Genomic DNA, 21,833 nt, shown 5'->3' on the forward strand with positions numbered 1-21,833 from the left:
ATTTCGCTCAGATGAGCGGAGTGAACTCAGATGTGAGTTCAGGTCATAAATGATCGAGCGATGGCACTGAGTGCCACCCCTTGGAGAAGTGCAGCCATCCGGAATGCGCTCATCTGAGCGCAAGGCCAATCAAGGGTGGCGAGAATCACGCCGTTTGAAGCGGCTGGATCCGGGGCCGGTCTCGGCATCCGGGCACCTCCGCGCCCACCGGTCGGCGCCCCCGCGCACCCCCTCACACCCCGAGCGCAGCGAGCCGCTCCTCCACCCGCTCCGGCGCGTACAGGTGCTCCACCACCAGCGCGCCCGCCCCGATGAGCCCCGCGCGCGAGCCGAGCCGCGAGGTGACGATCTCCAGGTGGGCCGTGGAGCGCGGCAGGGCCCGCTGATAGAGCAGCTCGCGCACGCCGGTGAGGAAAGGGGTTCCGGCCAGATCTCCGGCGATCATGAGAACGCCGGGGTTGAGGAGCGTCACGACGGTGGCGAGGACCTCGCCGACCTGCCGCCCGGCCTCCCGCGCGAGCCCCACCGCCTCCGGGTGCCCCGCGGCGAGCAGCTCCCGCACGTCCGAGCCCGACGCGGCCGGCACCCCCGCCGCCGCGAGCCTGGCCGCCACCGCCCGCCCGCTGGCCACGGCGGCCAGGCAGCCGTACGAGCCGCACTTGCACGGCGCGGCGGCGCTCCCCGGCACCCCGGGCACCCGGATGTGCCCGATGTCGCCCGCGCCGCCGTCGATGCCCCGGTAGAGCGAGCCGTCGACGACGACGCCCGCACCGATCCCGGTGGAGACCTTGACCAGCGCGAACGCCGAGCAGTCCGGGTAGTGGGCGCGCTGCTCCGCGTACGCCATGAGGTTCGCGTCGTTGTCGACGAGCACCGGCACCGGGGCGCCCGCGTGCTCGAAGTGCTCACCGCGCGCCGTGTGCTCCGTGAAGGCGCGGCGCAGTCTGCCCCGTATGTCGTAGCCGTCCCAGCCGGGCATGATCGGCGGCTGCACCACCCGGCCGGTGCCGGAGTCGACCGGGCCCGGCACGGCCAGGCCGATGCCGCACACCGCGGCCGGGTCCCGGCCGCTCTCGCGCAGCAGCTCGCCGAAGACCGCGCCGAGCCGGTCGAGGACCCGCTCCGGGCCCTCCTCCACGCGCAGCGCGCCGCCGCGCTCGGCGACGACCTCACCGGTGAGGGTCAGCAGGGCCGTGCGGGCGTGCCGGGTCTCCAGGTCGGCGGCGAGGACGAGGGCGTGCGCGTCGTCGAACTCCAGGCGCACCGAGGGGCGGCCGCCGAGCGGCGAGCTGACCGGGGTGCCCGCGCCCTCCCGCAGCCAGCCCGCGCGGAACAGCCGGTCCAGGCGCTGGCCGACGGTGGCCCGGGACAGGCCGGTGACCCGTTGCAGCGCGCCGCGCGTGGTCGCGCGGCCGCTGCGGACCAGGTGCAGCAGGTCGCCCGCGCTCGCCTGGGCGGCGGCCGGACGTGCCGGAGTCCCGTTCCTCATGCCCACTCCCTGCTCATGCGCCGCCCCGCTCCCTTGTACGCCCCGCGCGCGCCCCGGGCCCGCCTGCCGCCTGACCTGTGCCTGCGTCGCGCCCGTGCCGTGCCTGCCCTTGCCTACCTCTTGGGTGCCCCCGCGCCAAGGCGGACAGCCTCTTGCGCTCGTCAACTCGACGTTACATATTGAGTTTTGCGTGTTGCGCAGACGTAACTCTATGGTGGATGGATCCAAACTGACAGGCTGTCGGGCGCGACTTCGGTTCGCCGCTCCCCCAGCCCCGGGAGTGCCGCGTGGACCGTACGACCACGACGAGGGCCGCGATCCGGTCCCCTGCCGCCAGCACCGCCGGGCCCCCGGCGCGGCGCGGCGCGGGCCCGGCGCCCCCACCGCACACCCCCCGGACCCCAGGGGCCCCACCGGCCGCCCCCGCCGCGCTCCGCGAGCGCGCCGCCCGGGTCCTCGGCGCCAACTGGACCGGCACCTCCACCGTCCCCTCCCGCGCGCTGTATCCCCACCAGTGGTCCTGGGACTCGGCGTTCATCGCCATCGGATTACGTCATCTCTCGCCGCTGCGCGCCCAGTTGGAACTGGAGACGCTCCTGGCCGCGCAGTGGGCCGACGGCCGCGTGCCGCACATCGTGTTCAACCCGGCCGTCCCCCTCGACGCCTACTTCCCGAGCCCCGACTTCTGGCTCTCCACCACCGCCGGGCGCGCGGCGGGCGCGCCCGGCGCCGTGCAGACCTCCGGCATCGTGCAGCCCCCGGTGCACGCGCTCGCCGCCTGGCTGGTGCACCTGGCCGACCCCGGCCTCTCCCGGGCCCGCTCCTTCCTGTCCCGCCTGCACCCGCGCCTCGCCGCCTGGCACCGCTATCTGCTGCACCACCGCGACCTCGGCGGCGCGGGCCTCGCGGCCGTCGTCCACCCCTGGGAACAGGGCATGGACAACAGCCCCTGCTGGGACGGCCCCCTGAGCCGCGTCCCACCCGCGCGCCCGCGCAGCTACCGCCGCGCCGACCTCGACCACGGCTCACCCCAGGACCGGCCGACGGACCTCGACTACGGACGGTATGTGCGCCTGGCGGCGGAGTACCGCGACGGGGGGTACGGGGCCGGGACGAGGGCGGGCGCCGGAGTGTCCGGCGGCGGGCCCGATGGGTTCGGCTTCGCCGTCGAGGACCCCGCCTTCAACGCCCTCCTCATCGCCTCCGAGCACGCCCTCGCCCGCATCACCCGCGAGCTGGGCGCGCCCGCGACGGCCCGCCACGACCGCGCGGAGCGGCTGACGCGGGTGCTCGTGGAGCGGCTGTGGGACGGGGAGGGCGGGATCTTCCGGTGCCGGGATCTGCTGGCCGGGGGCCACGCTCCCGTGGCCGAGGGCCTCGCGCAGGGTGCGTCCGGCGCCGGGGGCGCGAGTGGGGCGCTCGTGGGTGAGCGCGGGGTCACCGGGCTGATTCCCCTGGTCGTGCCCGGGCTGCCCCGGGGCGTCGCCGCCGACCTGGTGCGCACGGTCCGCGGCCCGCACTTCGAGCTCGGCGGCCGGGCCCGCCTGGTGCCGAGCCACGATCTGCTCAGCCCCGCGTTCGACCCGCGGCGCTACTGGCGCGGACCCGCCTGGTTCAACACCAACTGGCTCCTGGAGCGCGGGCTGCGGCTGCACGGCGCGCGGGAGCACGCGGACGCGCTGCGCGCCGCGCTCCTCGATGCGGCGGTGGCATCGGACTTCGCCGAGTACGTCGATCCGTACACCGGAGACGGCTGCGGCGCCCGCGGCTTCGGCTGGAGCGCGGCGCTCGCCCTCGACCTGGGCGTGGCCGCGGCCCACGACCTCGACCCGGGCGCGACCGCGGCGCTCGACCTCGACTTGAGCAGGGACACGACAGCGGGGCCTGGTTCGGACGAAGGGGCTCGGAATGACTGACCGGGAGCATCGACTGCTGGTGCGGGGCGCGACGTTCGCCGCCGTCGGCGCGGGCGGCGACATCCGGGGCGTGCCCGGCGGCACCGCCCCCGACGGGCTGTTCGTGCGCGACGCCCGCCATCTGAGCCGCTGGCAGCTGACGGTGGACGGCGCCGTGCCCGAAGTGCTCACGCCCGCCACCGCGTACGGCCCCGCCGCCGACGCCGCCGATGTGGCGCGCTGCGTGCTCGTGCCGCGCGGCGGGCGCCAGGAGCCGCCCGCGTACACCCTCTTCCGCGAACAGGCCGTCGTGGACGGCTCGTTGGTGGAGGCGCTGCGGATCACCAGCAACCGGCCCGTGCCGACGACGCTGCTGCTCGCGCTGACCGTCGACGCCGACTTCACCGACCAGTTCGAGCTGCGCGCGGACCACCGTACGTACACGAAGACGGGGGCCGTGCGGTCGCGGCGGGTCCTGACGGCGCCGGACGACGGCGCGGCCGGGACCCACCGGGGCACCGCCCAACCTGCCGTCCTCGGCGTGGAGTTCGGGTACCGCCGGGGTGACTGGCTGGCCCGCACCACCGTCACCTCCGAGCCCGCCCCCGACACCGTCGAGGAGACCGGCACCGGCGCGCGCCGCATGGTGTGGACCCTGGAGCTGGCCGCGCACGGGTCGGCCGACATGGCGCTGACCGTCACGGCGGGGCCGCACGGCGGGCCGCCGCTGCCCGCACCACCCCGCTCTCCGGGCGCCGCGCTGCGCCAACTCACCGAGACCCAGGCCGAGTTGACGTCCTCCGTGACGCTCCCCGCGAGCTGGCCCGAGCTGGCAGCGGCCTGTACGCGCGGCCTCACCGACCTCGCCTCGCTCCAGGTGCCGGCGCGCGGGCCCGACGGCGAGGAGCTGAGCGTGCCCGCCGCCGGAGTGCCGTGGTTCCTCACCCTGCTCGGCCGGGACGCGCTCCTGACCTCGTTGTTCGCGCTCCCCTACGTACCGCGTCTGGCCGCCGCGACGCTGCCCGCGCTCGCCGCCACCCAGGCCACCGAGCACACCGAGGGCCGTGTCGCCCAGCCCGGCAAGATCGTGCACGAGGTGCGGCACGGGGAGCTGGCCCACTTCGGCCAGGTCCCCTTCCGGCGGTACTACGGCTCCGTCGACGCGACCCCGCTGTTCCTCGTGCTCCTCGGCGCGTACACCGAGCAGACCGGCGACACCGCCCTCGCCCTGCGCCTGCAGCCGCACGCGCGGGCCGCCGTCGGCTGGATGCTCGACCACGGCGGGCTCACCGCCCGCGGCTACCTGGTGTACCGCGCGGACGAGGGCGGGCTCGCCAACCAGAACTGGAAGGACTCCCCCGGCGCGATCTGCGACGCCGACGGGACCCGGACGCTCGGGCCCGTGATGGCCGCGGGGGCGCAGGGGTACGCCTACGACGCGCTGCGGCGCACGGCGTGGCTCGCGCGCACCGTGTGGGACGACGAGGTGTACGCGGCGCTGCTCGCGCAGACCGCCGCGGACCTCCGTGACCGGTTCCAGCGGGACTTCTGGATGCCCGCGCGGTCGTTCCCCGCGCTGGCGCTGGACGGGAACGGCGGGCAGGTCGACGCGCTCGCCTCCGACGCGGGGCACCTGCTGTGGTCGGGGCTCCTCGACAAGGAGTACGGGGAGGCGGTCGGCCGTCGCCTCCTCGAACCGGACTTCTTCTCCGGCTGGGGCGTCCGTACGCTCGCCGCCGGGCAGGGCGCCTACCACCCGCTCTCCTACCACCGGGGCTCCGTCTGGCCCCACGACAACGCCCTCATCACCCTCGGCCTCGCCCGCTACGGCCTCCACGACGAGGCCCGCGCCGTCGCCCACGCCCTCGTCGACGCCGCCGCCACGGCCTCGGGCCGCCTCCCCGAAGTCCTCGCGGGCTACGAACGCGCGGCGTACCCCGTGCCCGTCCCGTATCCCCACGCCTGCGTGCGCGAGTCGCGCTCGGCGGCGGCGCCGCTGGCGCTGCTCACGGCGGTGGGGGGCGCGTAGTCCGACGTGCCCGGCCCTGGGGAGGGGTGGGTCAGCCGCCCGACGTGTCCAGTTCCGCGTCCGGGGAGATGCCCGCGCAGTCGTACGGATCCTTCAGCCAGCCGTCCGGGAGGACCACGCGGTTGTTGCCGGAGGTGCGGCCGCGGGGGCCGTCGGCGCCGGTGGGCCACGGCTGGTCGAGGTCCAGCTCGCCGAGGCCGTCCTCGAGTTCGGCGAGCGAGGAGGTGATCGCCAGGCGCTTGCGCATCTCGGAGCCGACCGCGAAGCCCTTCAGGTACCAGGCGACGTGCTTGCGGAAGTCGATGACGCCACGGGCCTCGTCGCCGATCCACTCGCCGAGGAGGGTGGCGTGCCGCAGCATCACGGCGGAGACCTCCCGCAGGGAGGGAGCCGCGGGCGCCCCCGTGCCCTCGAACGCGGCCACGAGATCGCCGAAGAGCCACGGCCGGCCGAGGCACCCACGCCCCACGACCACCCCGTCGCACCCGGTCTCCCGCATCATCCGCACCGCGTCGTCCGCCGACCAGATGTCGCCGTTGCCGAGCACCGGGATCTCCGGGACGTGCTCCTTGAGGCGGGCGATGGCGTCCCAGTCGGCCGTGCCGCCGTAGTGCTGGGCGGCGGTGCGGCCATGCAGGGCGATGGCCGTCACGCCCTCCTCGACCGCGATGCGGCCCGCGTCCAGGAACGTGATGTGGTCGTCGTCGATGCCCTTGCGCATCTTCATGGTGACGGGCAGGTCCCCGGCGCCGCTCACGGCCTCCTTGAGGATGGCCCGCAGCAGCGGCCGCTTGTACGGCAGCGCCGAGCCGCCGCCCTTGCGGGTCACCTTCGGGACGGGGCAGCCGAAGTTCAGGTCGATGTGGTCGGCCAGGTCCTCCTCCGCGATCATGCGGACGGCCTTGCCGACGGTCGCGGGGTCGACCCCGTACAGCTGGATCGAGCGCGGCGTCTCGCTCGCGTCGAAGTGGATCAGCTGCATGGTCTTCTCGTTGCGCTCGACCAGCGCGCGGGTGGTGATCATCTCGCTGACGAAGAGGCCCTTGCCGCCACTGAACTCCCGGCACAGCGTCCGGAACGGCGCGTTCGTGATCCCGGCCATGGGCGCGAGCACGACGGGCGGCCGCACATCGTGGGGGCCAATCGACAGTGCCGACAGCGACGGCGTGAGCTGGGACATCGGGCGGCTCTCCGGGAACGTACGAGAAGGGGGCAAGCCTCCATTGTCCCTCACGCGCCGGACAGCTCCGCCAGCCGTCCCAGCCGCTCCTCCGTCTCCTCGTCGGCGGGGACGTACGCCACGAGGCGGTGCGCCTGCGACTGCGGGGCCATCCACAGGTTGCGGTGTTCCAGGCTCAGCAGCCCCACCTCGGGGTGCCGGTACCGCTTGACGTGCGGCGACATCGTCGCGACCTCGTGCCGCCCCCACAGCTCGCGGAACTCCGCGGACTGTGCGAGCAGCCCGTCGAGCCGCTCCTTCCAGGCGGGCTCGGCCATGTGCTCGGCCATGCCCACGCGGTACTTGGCGATCAGGTCACCCAGCATCTCGTCCCGGTCGAGGAACGTCTCCCGCCAGCGCTTGCTGGTGGTCAGCAGCCACAGGCAGTTGCGCTCGCGCGGCGGCAGTTCGCTCAGGTCGCCGAAGACCTGCGCGAAGGGGCGGTTGTGGGCGAGGACGTCGTAGCGGGCGTTCTGCAGGGTGGCCGGGTAGGGCGCGATGGTGTGCATCAGGCGCAGCGCGGTCGGGGAGAGGAGCGGGCAGTCGTAGTCGGGGCGCTGGTCGATGACGCCCGCGAGGACGAAGAGGTGGCCGCGCTCGGTCGGGTCCATGAGGAGCGCGCGGGCGATGGCGTCCAGGACCTGCGCGGAGACCCGGATGGCCCGGCCCTGCTCCAGCCACGTGTACCAGGTGACGCCGACCGCGGAGAGCTGTGCGACCTCCTCGCGCCGCAGCCCCGGCGTGCGGCGCCGCGCCCCGCGAGGCAGCCCGACCTGCTCGGGCGAGATCCGCTCGCGGCGGCTGCGCAGGAAGGCGGCGAGCTCCTGGCGGCGGATGTCGGGGGCCGTTGCGAGGGCTCCTGCGGGGGCCGCCGCGACGACGGGCTCTGCGGTAACGGTCACACCCCCAGGCTGCCGCACCCCTCACCCCGTTGCCAGGTGCGCCCACTACCAGGATAAAGAGACTCTGGTACCCCCCTGGGGCGCCCGCCCATCGTCGTACCCGTGACTCCCACGACCAACGGCACCCCGCCTCGTACGCGTACCGCTCCCCCGTCCTCGACCGCCCCGGAGACGCCGGCGCCCTCGAAGGGCGCGGCCCTCACCCCCCTGGGCCTGATCACCGTCCTCCTCGGCGCCGCCCTGCCGATGATCGACTTCTTCGTCGTCAACGTCGCGCTGCCCGACATCGAGGCCGACCTGAACGCCCCCGCCGCCACCCTGGAGATGGTGGTCGCGGGCTACGCCGTCGCGTACGCCGTGCTGCTCGTGCTCGGCGGCAGGCTCGGCGACACGCACGGCCGCCGGACGCTGTTCCTGTGGGGCGTCGCGGCCTTCGGGCTGACGTCGCTGGCCTGCGGGCTCGCGCCGACCGCCTGGTGGCTGGTGGCGGCGCGGGTGGCGCAGGGCGCGGCGTCCGCGCTGATGCTGCCGCAGGTCCTGGCCACGATCCACGCGACGACCAGCGGGGAGCGGCGCGCGCGTGCCGTCTCGCTGTACGGCTCCGTGGGCGGGGTCTCCATGGTGCTCGGGCAGATACTCGGCGGCGTCCTGGTCGCCGCCGACCTCGCGGGCACCGGCTGGCGCATGGTGTTCCTGGTGAACGTGCCGGTGGCCGCCCTTGCCCTGGTGTTCGCGGTCCGCGCGGTGCCGGACAGCCGGGCGGAGCGTCCGGCCCGCGGCGACCTCGCCGGGACGGTCCTGTTCGCCGCGGGCCTGACCGCGTTCCTGCTCCCGCTCACCGAGGGCCGGGCGGCGGGCTGGCCGCTCTGGTCGGTCCTCACCCTCGCCACCGCGCCCTTCCTGATGTGGGCGTTCGCCGCCGTGGAGCGCCGCGCGGAGGCGAGCGGCGGCAGCCCGCTGCTGCCGCCGTCGCTGATGCGCGAGCCGGGCGTCCGCCGGGGCCTGCTCATCGGCCTGCCGATCTTCATCGGGTTCAGCGGCTGGATGTTCGTGAGCGCGGTGACCCTGCAGGAGGGCCTCGGGTACGGCGCCCTCAAGGCGGGCCTGACCCTGATCCCCATGGGCGTCGCCCAGTTCACCGCGTCCCTGCTCGCGCCCCGCCTGGTGAACCGGCTCGGCAGCCGCGCCCTGACCCTGTGCGCGCTGGTCCACGGCGCGGGCGTCGCCGTCCTCGCCCTGACCGTCCTGTGGGCGCCGCGGTCCGCGCTCACCCCGCTCGCGCTCGCCCCGGGCCTGGCCCTGTGCGGCTTCGGCCAGGGCCTCCAGCTCCCGCTGTACTTCCGCGTCCTCCTGTCGGCCGTACCCGCCGCGCGTGCGGGCGCGGGCAGCGGGCTCGCGGCGACGGCACAGCAGTCGTGCCTGGCCGTGGGCGTGGCGACCCTCGGCTCCCTGTTCCTGGCCCTGCACTCCGACGTCGGCCTGCGAGCGGCGTTCGCGACGATCCTCGCCGTCCAGCTCACCGGCCTCCTCGCCCTCGCCGCCCTGAGCCTGCGCCTGCCGCGCGACCTCGGGTGACGCGGGGGTGTGCCCCTGTGGGGCCGGAGCTGTGCTCATGTGGGGCCGGAGCCCGGCCGAGGCGGCGCACGCCGCCTGGGGATACCGTCGGCCGTATGCCCGAGCTGAGTCACCGGCGCCGGATGCTCGTGCTCGCGATCTGCTGCATGAGCCTGCTGATCGTGAGCCTCGACAACACCGTCCTGAACGTGGCGCTGCCCACCATGCGCCGCGAGTTCGACGCCGGGGTGTCGGGGATGCAGTGGACCATCGACGCCTACACCCTCGTCCTCGCCTCCCTCCTGATGCTCGCGGGGTCGACCGCCGACCGCGTCGGCCGCCGCAAGGTGTTCCAGGCGGGCCTGCTGGTGTTCACACTCGGCTCGGTCCTGTGCTCCCTCGCGCCCAACCTGGAGTGCCTGGTGGCGTTCCGCATGGTCCAGGCCGTCGGCGGCTCGATGCTCAACCCCGTCGCCATGTCGATCATCACGAACACGTTCACCGAACCGCGCGAGCGGGCCCGCGCCATCGGGGTGTGGGGCGGCGTCGTCGGCATCTCCATGGCTGCGGGCCCGCTGGTCGGCGGGCTGCTCGTGGACTCGGTGGGCTGGCGGGCGATCTTCTGGGTCAATCTGCCGGTGGGCCTCGCGGCCCTCTTCCTCACCACCCGCCACGTCCCCGAGTCCCGCGCCCCGAAGCCCCGCCGCCCCGACCCCGTCGGGCAGCTCCTGGTCATCGGCGTGCTCGGCGCCCTGACGTACGCGATCATCGAGGCGCCCACGGCGGGCTGGACCTCGCCGCTGATCATGACGTTCGCGGCCATCGCGGCCACCGCCTTCGCGGGTCTGCTCCTGTATGAGCCCCGCCGCGCCGAGCCCCTCATCGACCTGCGCTTCTTCCGCTCGGCCCCGTTCAGCGGCGCCACCGTGATCGCCATCGCGGCGTTCGCGTCCCTCGGCGGCTTCCTGTTCCTCGCCACCCTCTACCTCCAGGACGTACGCGGCCTCGACGCGCTGCACGCCGGTCTGTGGATGCTGCCGATGGCGGCCATGACGCTGGTGTGCGCGCCCCTGTCGGGACGGCTGGTCGGCGCCCGCGGGCCGCGCCCGTCGCTGCTGATCGCGGGCGTGGCGATGACGGCGTCCGGGGTGCTCTTCGCGGCCTTCGAGGCGGAGACCGCGGTCCCGAGCCGCGTCCTCGCCTACGTCCTGTTCGGCCTCGGCTTCGGCTTCGTCAACGCGCCCATCACCAACACGGCGGTCGCGGGGATGCCCCGCGCCCAGGCGGGCGTCGCCGCCGCCGTCGCCTCCACCAGCCGCCAGATCGGCCAGACCCTCGGCATCGCGGTCATCGGCGCGGTCCTCGCCTCCGGCGTCGCGGCGGCCCACACGGATTCGTACGCGGCCGACTTCACCGAGGCGAGCCGCCCCGCGTGGTGGATCATCGCGGGCTGCGGCGCCGCGGTCCTGGCCGTCGGGGCCCTGACCAGCGGGGCGTGGGCGCGCGGGACGGCGCGGCGGACGGCGGAGCGGCTGACCACGGACGAGCCCGCCGAGCGGGTTTCAAGTGACAACTAACAGATGACAGATTTCAAAACTTGAAATCTGTCATTCGAGGGTGCATGGTGGAGACACGGCGCAGGCGCGCCGTGGTCGCGGCGACCGCTCGCCGCCCCCTACCCAGCACACGCCCAGGAGCCCCCATGCGCACCCTGAAGCTCGGCACCACCGGCCCCACCACCTCCGCCCTCGGCCTCGGCTGCATGGGCATGTCCGCGCTGTACGGCGAGGCCGACCGCACGGAGTCCGTCGCGACGATCCACGCCGCCCTCGAAGCGGGCGTCACGCTCCTCGACACCGGCGACTTCTACGCGATGGGCCACAACGAACTCCTCATCGGCGAGGCCCTGCGCAGCGCGCCCGCCGCGCACCGCGAACAGGCCCTGACCAGCGTGAAGTTCGGCGCCCTCCGCGACCCGGACGGCGGCTGGTCCGGCTACGACGGGCGCCCGGCGGCGGTGAAGAACTTCGCCGCGTACTCGCTGCAGCGCCTCGGCGTCAACCACATCGACGTCTACCGCATCGCCCGCCTCGACCCGGACGTCCCCGTCGAGGAGACCGTCGGCGCGATCGCCGAGCTGGTCGAGAAGGGCCATGTCCGCCACATCGGCCTCTCGGAGGTCAGCGCCGAGTCCCTGCGCCGCGCGGCGGCCGTCGCCCCCATCTCGGACCTGCAGATCGAGTACTCCCTGATCTCCCGCGGCATCGAGGCCGAGATCCTGCCCACGGCCGCCGAACTCGGCATCGGCGTCACCGCGTACGGCGTGCTGTCCCGCGGCCTGATCTCCGGGCACTTCGAGCGCGACCGGCAGCTCGCCGCGAACGACTTCCGCGGCATGAGCCCGCGCTTCCAGGGCGACAACCTGCAGCGCAACCTCGACCTCGTCGACGCCCTGCGCAAGATCGCCGAGAGCAAGGGCGTGAGCGTCGCGCAGACCGCGATCGCCTGGGTCCTCGCGCAGGGCCCGAGGTCCGGCGCAGCGATCGTGCCGCTGGTCGGCGCCCGCCGCCGGGACCGGCTCACCGAGGCGCTCGGCGCCCTGGACGTCACGCTCGACGACGCCGACCTCGCCGCGATCGAGCAGGCCGTCCCCACCGACGCCGTCGCGGGCGCCCGTTACCCCGAGTCGCAGATGGCGCACCTCGACAGCGAGCACTGACATGACCGGACACCTGCGCCGCCCGTACTGCCTGCGCTGCCTGCGCTGTCCGCACTGTCGGGGTTGTCAGTGGCGACAGGTACCTTCTTGACCATGGCTACGACCGAGACTCTGACCGCCGAGCGCATCCTCGCCGCGACCGAGGAGGTGCTGCGCCGGCACGGCGCCGCCAAGGCGACCGTGGTGGACGTGGCCCGTGTGCTCGGCGTCAGCCACGCCAGTGTGTACCGCCACTTCCGCACCAAGGCCGCGCTGCGCGAAGCGGTCACCAAGCGCTGGCTCGACCGGACGTCCGACGCCCTGTCCGGCGTGGTCGACGCGGACGGGCCCGCCGAGGACCGGCTGCGGCGCTGGCTGGCCGGGCTCTTCAAGGCCAAGCAGCACAAGGCCGGCGACGACCCCGAGCTGTTCGGGACGTACACGGTCCTGGTCGGCGAGGCCAGCGAGGTCGTCGACGAGCACATCGCGGACCTCACCGCGCAGCTCGCCGCGATCGTCCGACAGGGCGTCGAGGGCGGCGAGTTCGCCCCCTGCGACGCCGACGTCACGGCCCGCGCCCTGTTCGAGGCCACGGCCCGGTACCACGACCCGGTGTACGCGCCGGACTGGTCACGCGCGGACGCGAAGGACGCCTTCGACTCGCTGCTCGACCTGCTCGTCCGGGGCCTGCGACCCTGACCGCGCGTTCGCAAGGGCGCCCGATTCCACTGTTCCGCTGACTCGCCCCCGCCCCTCCTGGTTCCCTGAACCCCGGCACACCCGTGGGACACAGGAGGCATGAAGTGGCTTTAGAGGCAAGCGAGTTGGCGGAGTCCGGGCGGGTCGAAGCCGAGGTCGAGGCCGACTACATCGTCGTCGGCGCCGGGTCGGCCGGATGTGTCGTCGCCGCGCGACTCAGCGAAGACCGGGGCGACGGGGCCGGGGCACGCAGCGTGCTGCTGCTCGAAGCGGGCCCCCGCGAGACGAAGGCGGACCTCGCGACGCCCTCCGCGTGGCCGTCGCTGTTCGGCTCGGACGTGGACCACGGCTACGCGTCGGTGCCGCAGAGCGGGCTCGGCGGGCTCGCGCCGCCCTGTCCGCGCGGCCGCACCCTCGGCGGTTCCAGCGCGATCAACGCCATGGTGTTCCTGCGCGGCCACCGCGCCGACTACGACGCGTGGGCGGCTGCGGGGTGCGACGGCTGGGGGTTCGACGACCTGCTGCCGTACTTCCGGCGGATGGAGTCCGTGCCCGGTGCCGGTACGGGTGCCGATGCGGGCTCTGGCGCCGGTACGGGTGCGGGGTCCGGCGCGAACTCGGGTGCGGGCACCGCCTTTCGCGGTGACTCCGGCCCCCTGCGCCCCTCCCCCGTCCCCGCCGCCGACGTCAACCCGCTCTCGCGGACGTTCGTCGCCGCCGCGGCCGCCGCGGGCCACCCCCTCACCGACGACTTCAACGGCGCCCACCAGGAAGGCGCGGGCCTGCACGACCTGTCGGTCCTCGACGGCATCCGGCAGAGCGCGGCCGACGCCTATCTGCGCCCCGTCGCCGCACACCGCCCGCACCTGACGGTCTCGACCGACTCCCGCGCGCACCGGCTGCTCTTCGACGGCGACCGGTGCACCGGCGTGGAGTTCACCCGCGACGGCGGCACGGTACGGGCGTACGCGCGCGCCGAGGTGATCGTCAGCGCGGGCGCCGTCGACTCGCCCCGGCTCCTCATGCTGTCCGGCATCGGCCCGGCCGACGAGCTGCGCCGGGCCGGGGTGGCGGTGCGCCTCGACCTGCCGGGGGTGGGCCGGAACCTCCAGGACCATCCGCTGTGCGGTCTTGTGTACGCGGCCGAGAAGCCGATACCGGCGGGCCGCGCCAACCTCTCGGAGGCTTCCCTGGCCTGGCGCAGCGACGCGTCCCTGCCGGGCCCGGACATGCAGCTGATGTTCATCCACGTGCCGTACCACCCGCCGACGATGACGGCGCCGGAGAACGGCTTCACCCTCGGCGTGGCCACGGTCCCGCGCGCCCGGGGCTCGGTGCGGCTCGCCGACGCCGACCCGGACTCGGCGCCGCTGATCGACCCCGGGTATCTCGGCGACGAGTCGGACGTGCGGCGGATGCTGCACGGCCTTGAGGTGGCGCGGGAGATAGCGGCCGCGGGCCCGTTCGCCGAGTGGGGGGCGCGGGAGGTGCTGCCGGGCGCCGGGGTGACGGACGCGGTGGGACTGCGGGCGTTCCTCGCGGCGGCGACCGGGCCGTACTTCCATCTGGCGGGGAGCTGTGCGATGGGGGCGGGTCCGGACGCGGTGGTGACGCCGGACCTCCGGGTGCGGGGGGTCAGGGGTCTCAGGGTCGCGGACGCGTCGGTGATGCCGTCGATCGTGTCGGTCAATACGAATGCCGCTGCGCTGGCCGTCGGGGAGAAGGCGGCCGACTTGGTCCGCAGCGCCGAATAAGCGCTCCGCCCGTGCCGTGGCGGCTTGGCCGCAATCCCGGCTGCGGGTGCCTTGCGGCTGGTCGCGCAGTTCCCCGCGCCCCTTCGGGGCTCGGGGCTCGGGGCTCGCCTATGAGCCCGCGGACCCCGACGGATCCACCGTCGCCTGGTGTTCCTGCGCCAGGTGTTCCTCCGCCTTGAGCCACGGCAGGAACTGGGCCTTGCGGCTCCAGCCGCAGGTGTCGCAGGTCAACTGCCGCTGCACGCCCGCCTTTTGCACATGGACGACATGTTCGCGCCCGTGCTGGTCCCATCTGCTGACCTTGCTCGTGGTCGTCGAAGGCATGGCGCCCAGTGTGCAGCAAGGCCCCCGGTTCCGTGGCCGGAACCGGGGGCCTTCGTGCCAAGAAAGCGTGAACGTCAGCAGCCGACGAGGCGCGTCGCCAGGTAGCCCTCGATCTGGTCGAGGGACACCCGCTCCTGCTTCATGGTGTCGCGCTCGCGCACGGTCACCGCGTTGTCCTCCAGGGTGTCGAAGTCGACCGTCACGCAGTACGGCGTGCCGATCTCGTCCTGGCGGCGGTAGCGGCGGCCGATGGCGCCCGCGTCGTCGAACTCGATGTTCCAGTTCTGCCGGAGCGCCGCCGCGAGGCCCTTGGCCTTCGGGGACAGCTCCGGGTTGCGGGACAGCGGCAGGACGGCGACCTTCACCGGGGCGATGCGGTGGTCGAAGCGCATGACCGTGCGCTTCTCCAGCTTGCCCTTGGCGTTGGGGGCCTCGTCCTCGATGTAGGAGTCGAGCATGAAGGCGAGCATGGTGCGGCCGACACCGGCGGCGGGCTCGATGACGTACGGAGTCCAGCGCTCGCCGGCCTCCTGGTCGAAGTAGGACAGGTCCTGGCCGGAGGCCTTGGCGTGCGCCGACAGGTCGTAGTCGGTGCGGTTGGCGACGCCCTCCAGCTCACCCCACTCGGAGCCGCCGAACTGGAAGCGGTACTCGATGTCGGCGGTGCGCTTGGAGTAGTGGGAGAGCTTCTCCTTCGGGTGCTCGTACCACCGCATGTTCTCCTCGCGCAGGCCCAGGCCGGTGTACCAGTTCCAGCGCTGCTCCATCCAGTACTCCTGCCACTTCTCGTCCTCGCCCGGCTTGACGAAGAACTCCATCTCCATCTGCTCGAACTCGCGGGTGCGGAAGATGAAGTTGCCGGGCGTGATCTCGTTGCGGAAGGACTTGCCCATCTGGGCGATGCCGAACGGGGGCTTGCGCCGGGAGGTGGTCTGCACCTGGGCGAAGTTGGTGAAGATGCCCTGGGCGGTCTCGGGCCGCAGGTAGGCGACGGAGCCGCTGTCCTGGGTGGGGCCGAGGTGCGTGGAGAGCAGGCCCGAGAACTGCTTGGGCTCGGTGAACTGGCCCTTGGTGCCGCAGTTGGGGCAGTTGATGTCCGCGAGGCTCTCCGGGGCGCGGCCCTTCTTCTCCTCGAAGGCCTCCTCCAGGTGGTCCGCGCGGAAGCGCTTGTGGCAGGAGGTGCACTCGGTCAGCGGGTCGGTGAAGGTCGCGACGTGGCCGGAGGCCTGCCAGACGTCGGTGGCCAGGATCACGGACGAGTCGATGCCGACGACGTCTTCCCGCGAGGTGACCATGTAGCGCCACCACTGGCGCTTGAGGTTCTCCTTCAGCTCGACGCCCAGGGGTCCGTAGTCCCAGGCGGCGCGCTGGCCGCCGTAGATCTCACTGCACGGAAAGACGAAGCCTCGGCGCTTGCTCAGGCTGACGATGGTGTCGATCTTGTCGGCGGCCACGGTGCTCTCTTCATTACGACGACGGCGAAGCCACGCTTCGGGGCTGACGAAGCGCATGCCTCAGGAGCGAATGCTTCAGGTTACCGGCGGCCGTACCCCTCGGATCAAATCGGTTGTGCTCGCGACGGGTTCCGGCCGTGCGGGGCGGGGCGTGACGGCGTTGGGTGGGTCGTACAGCCATCGCTCACCGCGAGCGGTTGTGTACAGATCGACACTTTGTTGACAACGGTTTCCAATTTTGTTGAAAATGACTGTCATGAACGTACGACGCCTCATACCCACCGCCGCCCTCGCGACCGCCACGGTCCTGGGCGTCACCGCCCTGTCCGGCTGCTCCTCCGACGCGGCGGACAAGAACAACGAGGGCAAGCTGGACGTGGTGGCGTCGTTCTACCCCATGGAGTTCCTGGCCAAGGAGATCGGCGGCGACGACGTCGAGGTGACGACGCTGACCGAGCCCGGCCAGGAACCGCACGACCTGGAGATCAGCGCCAAGCAGACGGCGCAGTTGGAGAACGCGGACGCCGCGCTCTTCCTGAAGGGACTGCAGCCCTCCGTCGACGAGGCCATCGGCCAGTCCGGCATCAAGACCAAGATCGACGCCGCCTCGCTGACCAGCATGGAGAAGCACGGCAACGAGGTCGGCGGACACCCCGACAAGCACGACAAGCACGACGAGCACGACGAGCACGGCGCCGAGGAGGAGCACGGCCACGAGGGCCACAGCCACGAGACCCCCGGCGGCAAGGACCCCCACATCTGGCTGGACCCGGTGCGCTACGCCGAGGTCGCCGAGGGCGTCGGCAAGGCCTTCGCGAAGGCCGACCCGGACCACAGGGCCACGTACGAGAAGAACACCGCCGCCCTGGTGAAGCGGCTCAAGGGCCTGGACACGGAGTTCGAGAACGGCCTGAAGGACACCGCGTCCAAGTCGAAGGTCTTCATCACCACGCACGCCGCCTTCGGCTACCTCGCCGAGCGCTACGGCCTCACGGAGGAGGCCATCTCCGGCCTGGACCCGGAGAGCGAGCCCAGCGCGAACCGCGTCAAGGACCTCCAGGAGATGGCGGCGGCCGACGGCGTCACGACCGTGTTCTACGAGACGCTGGTCAGCGACAAGACCGCGAAGACCCTCGCGAAGGACGCGAAGCTCAAGACGGCCGTGCTCGACCCGATCGAGGGCATCACGGACAAGTCGAAGGGCGACGACTACATCGAGGTGATGCGGTCCAACCTCGCCGCCCTCCAGAAGTCCCTCGGCGCCAAGTGACCCCCGCCACCAGCCCGTCACCGTCACGGAAGGCACCCGCCATGGCCGACGCCAAGAGTGAGCCCGTCATATCCCTGCGCGCGGTGACGGCGGAGCTGGGCGGCCGCCCGGTGCTCCGCGGCATCGACCTCACCGTGGCGCGCGGCGAGGTGGTCGCGCTGCTCGGCGCGAACGGCTCCGGCAAGTCCACGGCCGTGCGCACGGTCATCGGGCAGGTCCCGGCCACCGGCGGCACGGTCGAGATCTTCGGTACGCCGCGACGGCGGTTCCGGGACTGGGCGCGGGTCGGCTACGTCCCGCAGCGCACCACGGCCGCGGGCGGCGTCCCTGCCACGGTCACCGAGGTCGTCACGTCCGGGCGGCTCTCGCGGGCCCGCTTCGGCGTGCTGCGCAGGGCCGACCGCGAGGCCGTGGCGCACGCCCTGGAGCAGGTCGGCATGGCGGACCGCGCCAAGGACTCCGTGAGCGCCCTCTCCGGCGGCCAGCACCAGCGGGTCCTGATCGCCCGCGCCCTGGTCTCCGAGCCCGAGCTGCTGATCATGGACGAGCCGATGGCGGGCGTCGACCTGGCCAGCCAGGAGGTCCTCGCGGCCACCCTGCGCCACCAGGTCGAGCAGGGCGCGTCGGTCCTGCTCGTGCTGCACGAGCTGGGTCCCCTGGAGCCGCTGATCGACCGCGCGGTCGTCCTGCGCGACGGCTGCGTGCTGCACGACGGCCCGCCGCCCAAGGCCGTCGGCCAGCACGCGCTGCCCGGCCACGACCACGTCCACCCGCACGACGCCGACGCGGCCCCGGTCCGCACCGGCCTGCTCACCTGAGGACCCGGCGATGGAATTCCTGAACTACGCGTTCATGCAGCGGGCGCTGCTCGCCGCCGCCCTCGTCGGCGTCACGGCGCCCGCGGTCGGCATCTATCTGGTGCAGCGCCGCCAGGCCCTCATGGGTGACGGAATCGGCCATGTCGCGATGACGGGCGTCGGCCTCGGCTTCCTGCTCTCCACATCCCCGGTGTGGATGGCGACGGCGGTCGCGGTGGTCGGAGCTGTCGCGATGGAGCTGATCCGCTGGTACGGCAAGACGCGCGGCGACATCGCGCTCGCGATGCTGTTCTACGGCGGCATGGCGGGCGGCGTGATGCTGATCAACCTCGCGCCGGGCGGCTCGAACGCCAACCTGAGCTCCTACCTCTTCGGCTCGCTGTCGACGGTCTCGGAGGAGGACGTGACGGCGATCTGTCTGCTCGCCGCGTTCGTGGTCCTCGTCACGGTCGGTCTGCGCCGCCAGTTGTTCGCGGTGAGCCAGGACGAGGAGTTCGCTCGTGTGACGGGTCTGCCGGTGCGGGCCCTGAACCTCCTGACGGCCGTGACGGCGGCGGTCACGGTCACCGTCGCCATGCGGGTCGTGGGCCTGCTCCTGGTGTCGGCGCTCATGGTGGTGCCGGTGGCGGCGGCGCAGCAGCTCACCCGGAGCTTCGCGGCGACGTTCGCGATCGCGGTGGCCATCGGGATCTCCGTGACGCTCGGCGGCACGGTCACCTCGTACTACCAGGACGTGCCGCCCGGAGCGACGATCGTGCTCCTGACGATCGGCGTGTTCATCGTGCTCACGCTGCTCGCGACGCCGCTGGCGCGCAGACGGGCACGGGCCTCCGCGGCGCGCGAAGCGGCCTGCACGGCGGATGTGCCGGGTGCGCGGGGCGCGTCGGACGAGGTCACTGTCTGAGATCACTCTGGTCACCGTCCGGCAGCGACCTGGCACAATGGCCGGGCGAGAGACGACGCGCTACGAAGTGCGGACGAGTCCTTACGAGTGCTAGGAGGCACCTGTGACGACCGCTGCGGGACCCCCCGTACGAGGCCGGTCCACCCGGCAGCGCGCCGCTGTGGCGGCCGCGCTCGACGAGGTGGACGAGTTCCGCAGTGCGCAGGAGCTCCACGACATGCTCAAGCACCGCGGTGACTCCGTGGGCCTGACGACGGTCTACCGCACGCTCCAGTCCCTCGCCGACGCCGGCGAGGTCGACGTGCTGCGCACCAACGAGGGCGAGTCGGTCTACCGCCGCTGCTCGACCGGCGAGCACCACCACCACCTGGTCTGCCGCGTCTGCGGCAAGGCCGTGGAGGTCGAGGGCCCCGCGGTGGAGAAGTGGGCGGAGGCGATCGCCGCGGAGCACGGCTTCGTGAACGTGGCGCACACGGTGGAGGTCTTCGGTACGTGTGAGGACTGCGCCAAGAAGTAGCTGTGTACGGCCGAGGGGCCCGCACCGCCGGTCGGCGGTGCGGGCCCCTTCGCGTACCCGCCGCCTAGCTGTTGGCGATCTGCTCCTCGTTCGGGATGGCCCCGCCGAAGCGGCGGTCGCGGGAGGCGTACTCCAGGCAGGCGCGCCACAGGTCGCGGCGGTCGAAGTCGGGCCACAGGACGTCCTGGAAGACCATCTCGGCGTAGCTGGACTGCCAGATCAGGTAGTTGGACGTGCGCTGCTCGCCGCTGGGGCGCAGGAAGAGGTCCACGTCCGGCATGTCCGGGTAGTACATGTACTTGGCGAAGGTCTTCTCGTTGACCTTGCCCGGGTCGAGCCTGCCCGCCGCGACGTCCCGCGCGATGGCCTGGGCGGCATCCGCGATCTCCGCACGCCCCCCGTAGTTGACGCAGAAGTACAGCGTCATGGCGTCGTTCTTGACGGTCTGCTCCTGGGCGACCTGGAGCTCCTGGACGACGGACTTCCACATCTTGGGCATGCGGCCCACCCAGCGGATGCGGATGCCCAGCTCGTCCATCTCGTCCCGGCGGCGCCGGATGACGTCCCGGTTGAAGTTCATGAGGAAGCGGACCTCTTCGGGCGACCGCTTCCAGTTCTCGGTGGAGAAGGCGTACAGGGAGAGGTTCTTGACGCCCATCTCCAGGCAGCCCTTGAGGACGTCGAGGACGACGCCCTCGCCGACCTTGTGCCCCTCGGTGCGCGGCAGGCCGCGGTCCTTGGCCCACCGGCCGTTGCCGTCCATGACGACGGCGACGTGCTTGGGGACCAGCTCGCCGGGGATCTTCGGCGGGCGCGCGCCGGAGGGGTGCGGCTCGGGCGCCTTGTACTCACGGCGGCTCCGTCCGAGGATTCCGCGTCGTGCCACTGCCATCGGGGGCTCTCACTCCTAGCTGAGCTTGGTCAGTTCTTCTCTACGTACCGCAGCGAGCGCAGGCCGCGCTCCATGTGCCAGTGCAGATAGGCCGATACGAGCCCGCTGCCCTCGCGGGCGTGCCGGGCCTCGCAGGAGTCGGCCGTCGCCCAGTCACCGGTGAGCAGCGCCCCGAGGTGCGTCAGGGTCTCCGCCGACGGCACGACGCTGCCCGGCACCCGGCAGTCGGCGCAAATCGAGCCGCCCGCGGCGACGGAGAAGAAGCGGTTGGGGCCGGGCAGGCCGCACTTCGCGCAGTCGTTGAACGTGGGCGCGTAGCCGTTCACGGCGAGGGAGCGCAGCAGGAACGCGTCGAGGACGAGATGCGGTTCGTGCTCGCCGCGGGCGAGGGTGCGCAGGCCGCCGACGAGCAGCAGATACTGCTGCACCGCGGGCTCGCCCTCGTGGTCGGTGAACCGCTCCGCCGTCTCCAGCATGGCCGTCCCGGCGGTGTACCGGGCGTAGTCCGTCACGATCCCGCTACCGTACGGAGCGATCGTCTCGCTCTGCGTGCACAAAGGGAGCCCGCGGCCGACCAGTTCGCTGCCGCGCGCGAAGAACTGCACGTCCACGTGCGAGAAGGGTTCCAGGCGCGCCCCGAACTTGGACTTCGTCCGCCGCACTCCGCGGGCCACGGCCCGCACGCGTCCGTGCCCGCGCGTGAGCAGCGTGATGATGCGGTCCGCCTCACCCAGCTTCTGGGTGCGCAGCACCACACCGTCGTCACGGAACAGGCTCATGGGCCCATTCTCGCGTACGGCGGCAGGCCGACGGCCACGGGTTCGCCCCCGGGCCACGGTTCATCGCGGTCGCCCGCCAGTTTCCTCTGGTTTTCTCCAGCGGGCCGGTAGCGTACGAGGACACCCCTGTCCGCACCGGAGGCCCTGTGAGCGCGCAACCCGATGGCCCGTACGGCCCGCTGATCCCGATGCCCGAGCTGACCCCCGACGCGCTGCGCGCCGCCGTGGCCAAGATCGCGCCCAGCCGGATTCCCGCGCTCACCCAGCACCTCTTCGAGGCGACCACGAACGCACAGCAGATCCAGAGCCTCGCCCCTCTGCGCTCGTTCATCCACTCCTGGGCCGTCTTCGTGGCGATCGAACGGCACCCGCAGCGCGCCGCCCGACTGCGCGAGCTGGAGCGCTTCGTCAGCACCGGTGAAGGCGACCCCATGGACGCCGTGACGGAGATCCGCGAGATCCGGGAAGCCGCGGAAGCCGAGGCCGGACTGCGGTGAGCGACTGGACCTGGGACTGGAATCCGAGCGAGGAATAGCTCACCGAAGGGCTGCCCCCTGGGGTGGTCGCCGAGGTCGAGCGCCTGGCCACCGAACTCGCCGCCCTCGGCCCGGACAGCGAGCGGGTCGGCAGGCCGGT

Annotated in this window: 19 protein-coding genes; 12 read left to right on the forward strand and 7 right to left on the reverse strand. The window is 72.9% G+C overall.

The window, feature by feature from the left end; all coding sequences use genetic code 11:
• Positions 1-232 precede the first annotated feature (232 nt).
• A complete protein-coding gene (locus ACZ6BG_RS03940; protein WP_468996579.1) occupies positions 233-1,489 on the reverse strand; it encodes an ROK family protein in 1,257 nt (418 codons plus the stop codon).
• Positions 1,490-1,776: 287 nt separating this feature from the next.
• Between ACZ6BG_RS03940 and ACZ6BG_RS03945 the strand changes: the two genes are divergently transcribed.
• Together ACZ6BG_RS03945 and ACZ6BG_RS03950 are read left to right on the forward strand one after the other, a co-directional pair.
• Complete coding sequence (locus tag ACZ6BG_RS03945; RefSeq protein ID WP_468996581.1) at positions 1,777-3,405, forward strand: MGH1-like glycoside hydrolase domain-containing protein; 1,629 nt, start codon at positions 1,777-1,779, stop codon at positions 3,403-3,405.
• Positions 3,398-5,413 carry an amylo-alpha-1,6-glucosidase gene (locus tag ACZ6BG_RS03950; protein WP_468996582.1) on the forward strand — a complete coding sequence of 672 codons (2,016 nt, stop codon included), beginning with the start codon at positions 3,398-3,400 and terminating at the stop codon, positions 5,411-5,413. Before ACZ6BG_RS03945 ends, ACZ6BG_RS03950 begins: the two co-directional genes overlap by 8 nt.
• Positions 5,414-5,444: 31 nt before the next feature.
• Here ACZ6BG_RS03950 and dusB read toward each other — a convergent pair whose 3' ends face one another.
• Together dusB and ACZ6BG_RS03960 are read right to left on the reverse strand one after the other, a co-directional pair.
• Positions 5,445-6,593 carry a tRNA dihydrouridine synthase DusB gene (gene dusB / locus ACZ6BG_RS03955; protein WP_468996585.1) on the reverse strand — a complete coding sequence of 383 codons (1,149 nt, stop codon included), beginning with the start codon at positions 6,591-6,593 and terminating at the stop codon, positions 5,445-5,447.
• Between the two features lie 50 nt (positions 6,594-6,643).
• Positions 6,644-7,534, reverse strand: coding sequence for a helix-turn-helix transcriptional regulator (locus ACZ6BG_RS03960; RefSeq protein WP_468996587.1), 891 nt, complete (start codon positions 7,532-7,534; stop codon positions 6,644-6,646).
• 102 nt (positions 7,535-7,636) lie between these two features.
• Between ACZ6BG_RS03960 and ACZ6BG_RS03965 the strand changes: the two genes are divergently transcribed.
• The 5 genes from ACZ6BG_RS03965 to ACZ6BG_RS03985 all read left to right on the forward strand — a co-directional run bounded on the left by ACZ6BG_RS03965 (position 7,637) and on the right by ACZ6BG_RS03985 (position 14,239).
• On the forward strand, positions 7,637-9,109 hold the full coding sequence (locus tag ACZ6BG_RS03965; protein ID WP_468996589.1) for an MFS transporter: 1,473 nt from the start codon (positions 7,637-7,639) through the stop codon (positions 9,107-9,109).
• A 95-nt stretch (positions 9,110-9,204) separates the two neighbouring features.
• The gene (locus ACZ6BG_RS03970; protein WP_468996591.1) at positions 9,205-10,665 is read left to right on the forward strand and encodes an MFS transporter; all 1,461 of its coding nucleotides are present in this window, start codon (positions 9,205-9,207) and stop codon (positions 10,663-10,665) included.
• Between the two features lie 125 nt (positions 10,666-10,790).
• Positions 10,791-11,807 carry an aldo/keto reductase gene (locus ACZ6BG_RS03975; protein ID WP_468996594.1) on the forward strand — a complete coding sequence of 339 codons (1,017 nt, stop codon included), beginning with the start codon at positions 10,791-10,793 and terminating at the stop codon, positions 11,805-11,807.
• A gap of 93 nt (positions 11,808-11,900) precedes the next feature.
• Positions 11,901-12,485, forward strand: coding sequence for a TetR/AcrR family transcriptional regulator (locus tag ACZ6BG_RS03980; RefSeq protein ID WP_468996596.1), 585 nt, complete (start codon positions 11,901-11,903; stop codon positions 12,483-12,485).
• A gap of 104 nt (positions 12,486-12,589) precedes the next feature.
• Positions 12,590-14,239 (forward strand): GMC family oxidoreductase, encoded by a 1,650-nt coding sequence (locus tag ACZ6BG_RS03985; protein WP_468996598.1) that lies wholly within the window; start codon positions 12,590-12,592, stop codon positions 14,237-14,239.
• 108 nt (positions 14,240-14,347) lie between these two features.
• On the opposite strand, the gene ACZ6BG_RS03990 is transcribed toward ACZ6BG_RS03985, so the two are convergent.
• Positions 14,348-14,563, reverse strand: coding sequence for a hypothetical protein (locus ACZ6BG_RS03990; RefSeq protein ID WP_468449632.1), 216 nt, complete (start codon positions 14,561-14,563; stop codon positions 14,348-14,350).
• A 74-nt stretch (positions 14,564-14,637) separates the two neighbouring features.
• On the reverse strand, positions 14,638-16,017 hold the full coding sequence (locus ACZ6BG_RS03995; protein ID WP_468996600.1) for a glycine--tRNA ligase: 1,380 nt from the start codon (positions 16,015-16,017) through the stop codon (positions 14,638-14,640).
• A gap of 256 nt (positions 16,018-16,273) precedes the next feature.
• On the opposite strand from ACZ6BG_RS03995, the gene ACZ6BG_RS04000 reads away from it, so the two are divergent.
• The 4 genes from ACZ6BG_RS04000 to ACZ6BG_RS04015 all read left to right on the forward strand — a co-directional run bounded on the left by ACZ6BG_RS04000 (position 16,274) and on the right by ACZ6BG_RS04015 (position 19,526).
• Entirely contained in the window at positions 16,274-17,287 is a 1,014-nt protein-coding gene (locus tag ACZ6BG_RS04000; RefSeq protein WP_468996602.1) for a metal ABC transporter substrate-binding protein, read from the forward strand.
• 41 nt (positions 17,288-17,328) lie between these two features.
• Entirely contained in the window at positions 17,329-18,105 is a 777-nt protein-coding gene (locus ACZ6BG_RS04005) for a metal ABC transporter ATP-binding protein (RefSeq protein ID WP_468996604.1), read from the forward strand.
• A 10-nt stretch (positions 18,106-18,115) separates the two neighbouring features.
• Positions 18,116-19,009 (forward strand): metal ABC transporter permease, encoded by an 894-nt coding sequence (locus ACZ6BG_RS04010; RefSeq protein ID WP_468996606.1) that lies wholly within the window; start codon positions 18,116-18,118, stop codon positions 19,007-19,009.
• Positions 19,010-19,112: 103 nt separating this feature from the next.
• Complete coding sequence (locus tag ACZ6BG_RS04015) at positions 19,113-19,526, forward strand: Fur family transcriptional regulator (protein WP_468996608.1); 414 nt, start codon at positions 19,113-19,115, stop codon at positions 19,524-19,526.
• 64 nt (positions 19,527-19,590) lie between these two features.
• On the opposite strand, the gene ACZ6BG_RS04020 is transcribed toward ACZ6BG_RS04015, so the two are convergent.
• Entirely contained in the window at positions 19,591-20,412 is an 822-nt protein-coding gene (locus ACZ6BG_RS04020; protein WP_468450181.1) for an isoprenyl transferase, read from the reverse strand.
• Between the two features lie 35 nt (positions 20,413-20,447).
• Complete coding sequence (gene recO, locus ACZ6BG_RS04025; RefSeq protein ID WP_030357672.1) at positions 20,448-21,197, reverse strand: DNA repair protein RecO; 750 nt, start codon at positions 21,195-21,197, stop codon at positions 20,448-20,450.
• Positions 21,198-21,343: 146 nt separating this feature from the next.
• On the opposite strand from recO, the gene ACZ6BG_RS04030 reads away from it, so the two are divergent.
• Positions 21,344-21,694, forward strand: a complete 351-nt coding sequence (locus ACZ6BG_RS04030; RefSeq protein ID WP_468996611.1) for a hypothetical protein — start codon at positions 21,344-21,346, stop codon at positions 21,692-21,694.
• Positions 21,695-21,833 lie beyond the last annotated feature (139 nt).

The sequence above is a fragment of the Streptomyces sp. NPDC041205 genome (genome assembly GCF_055591765.1).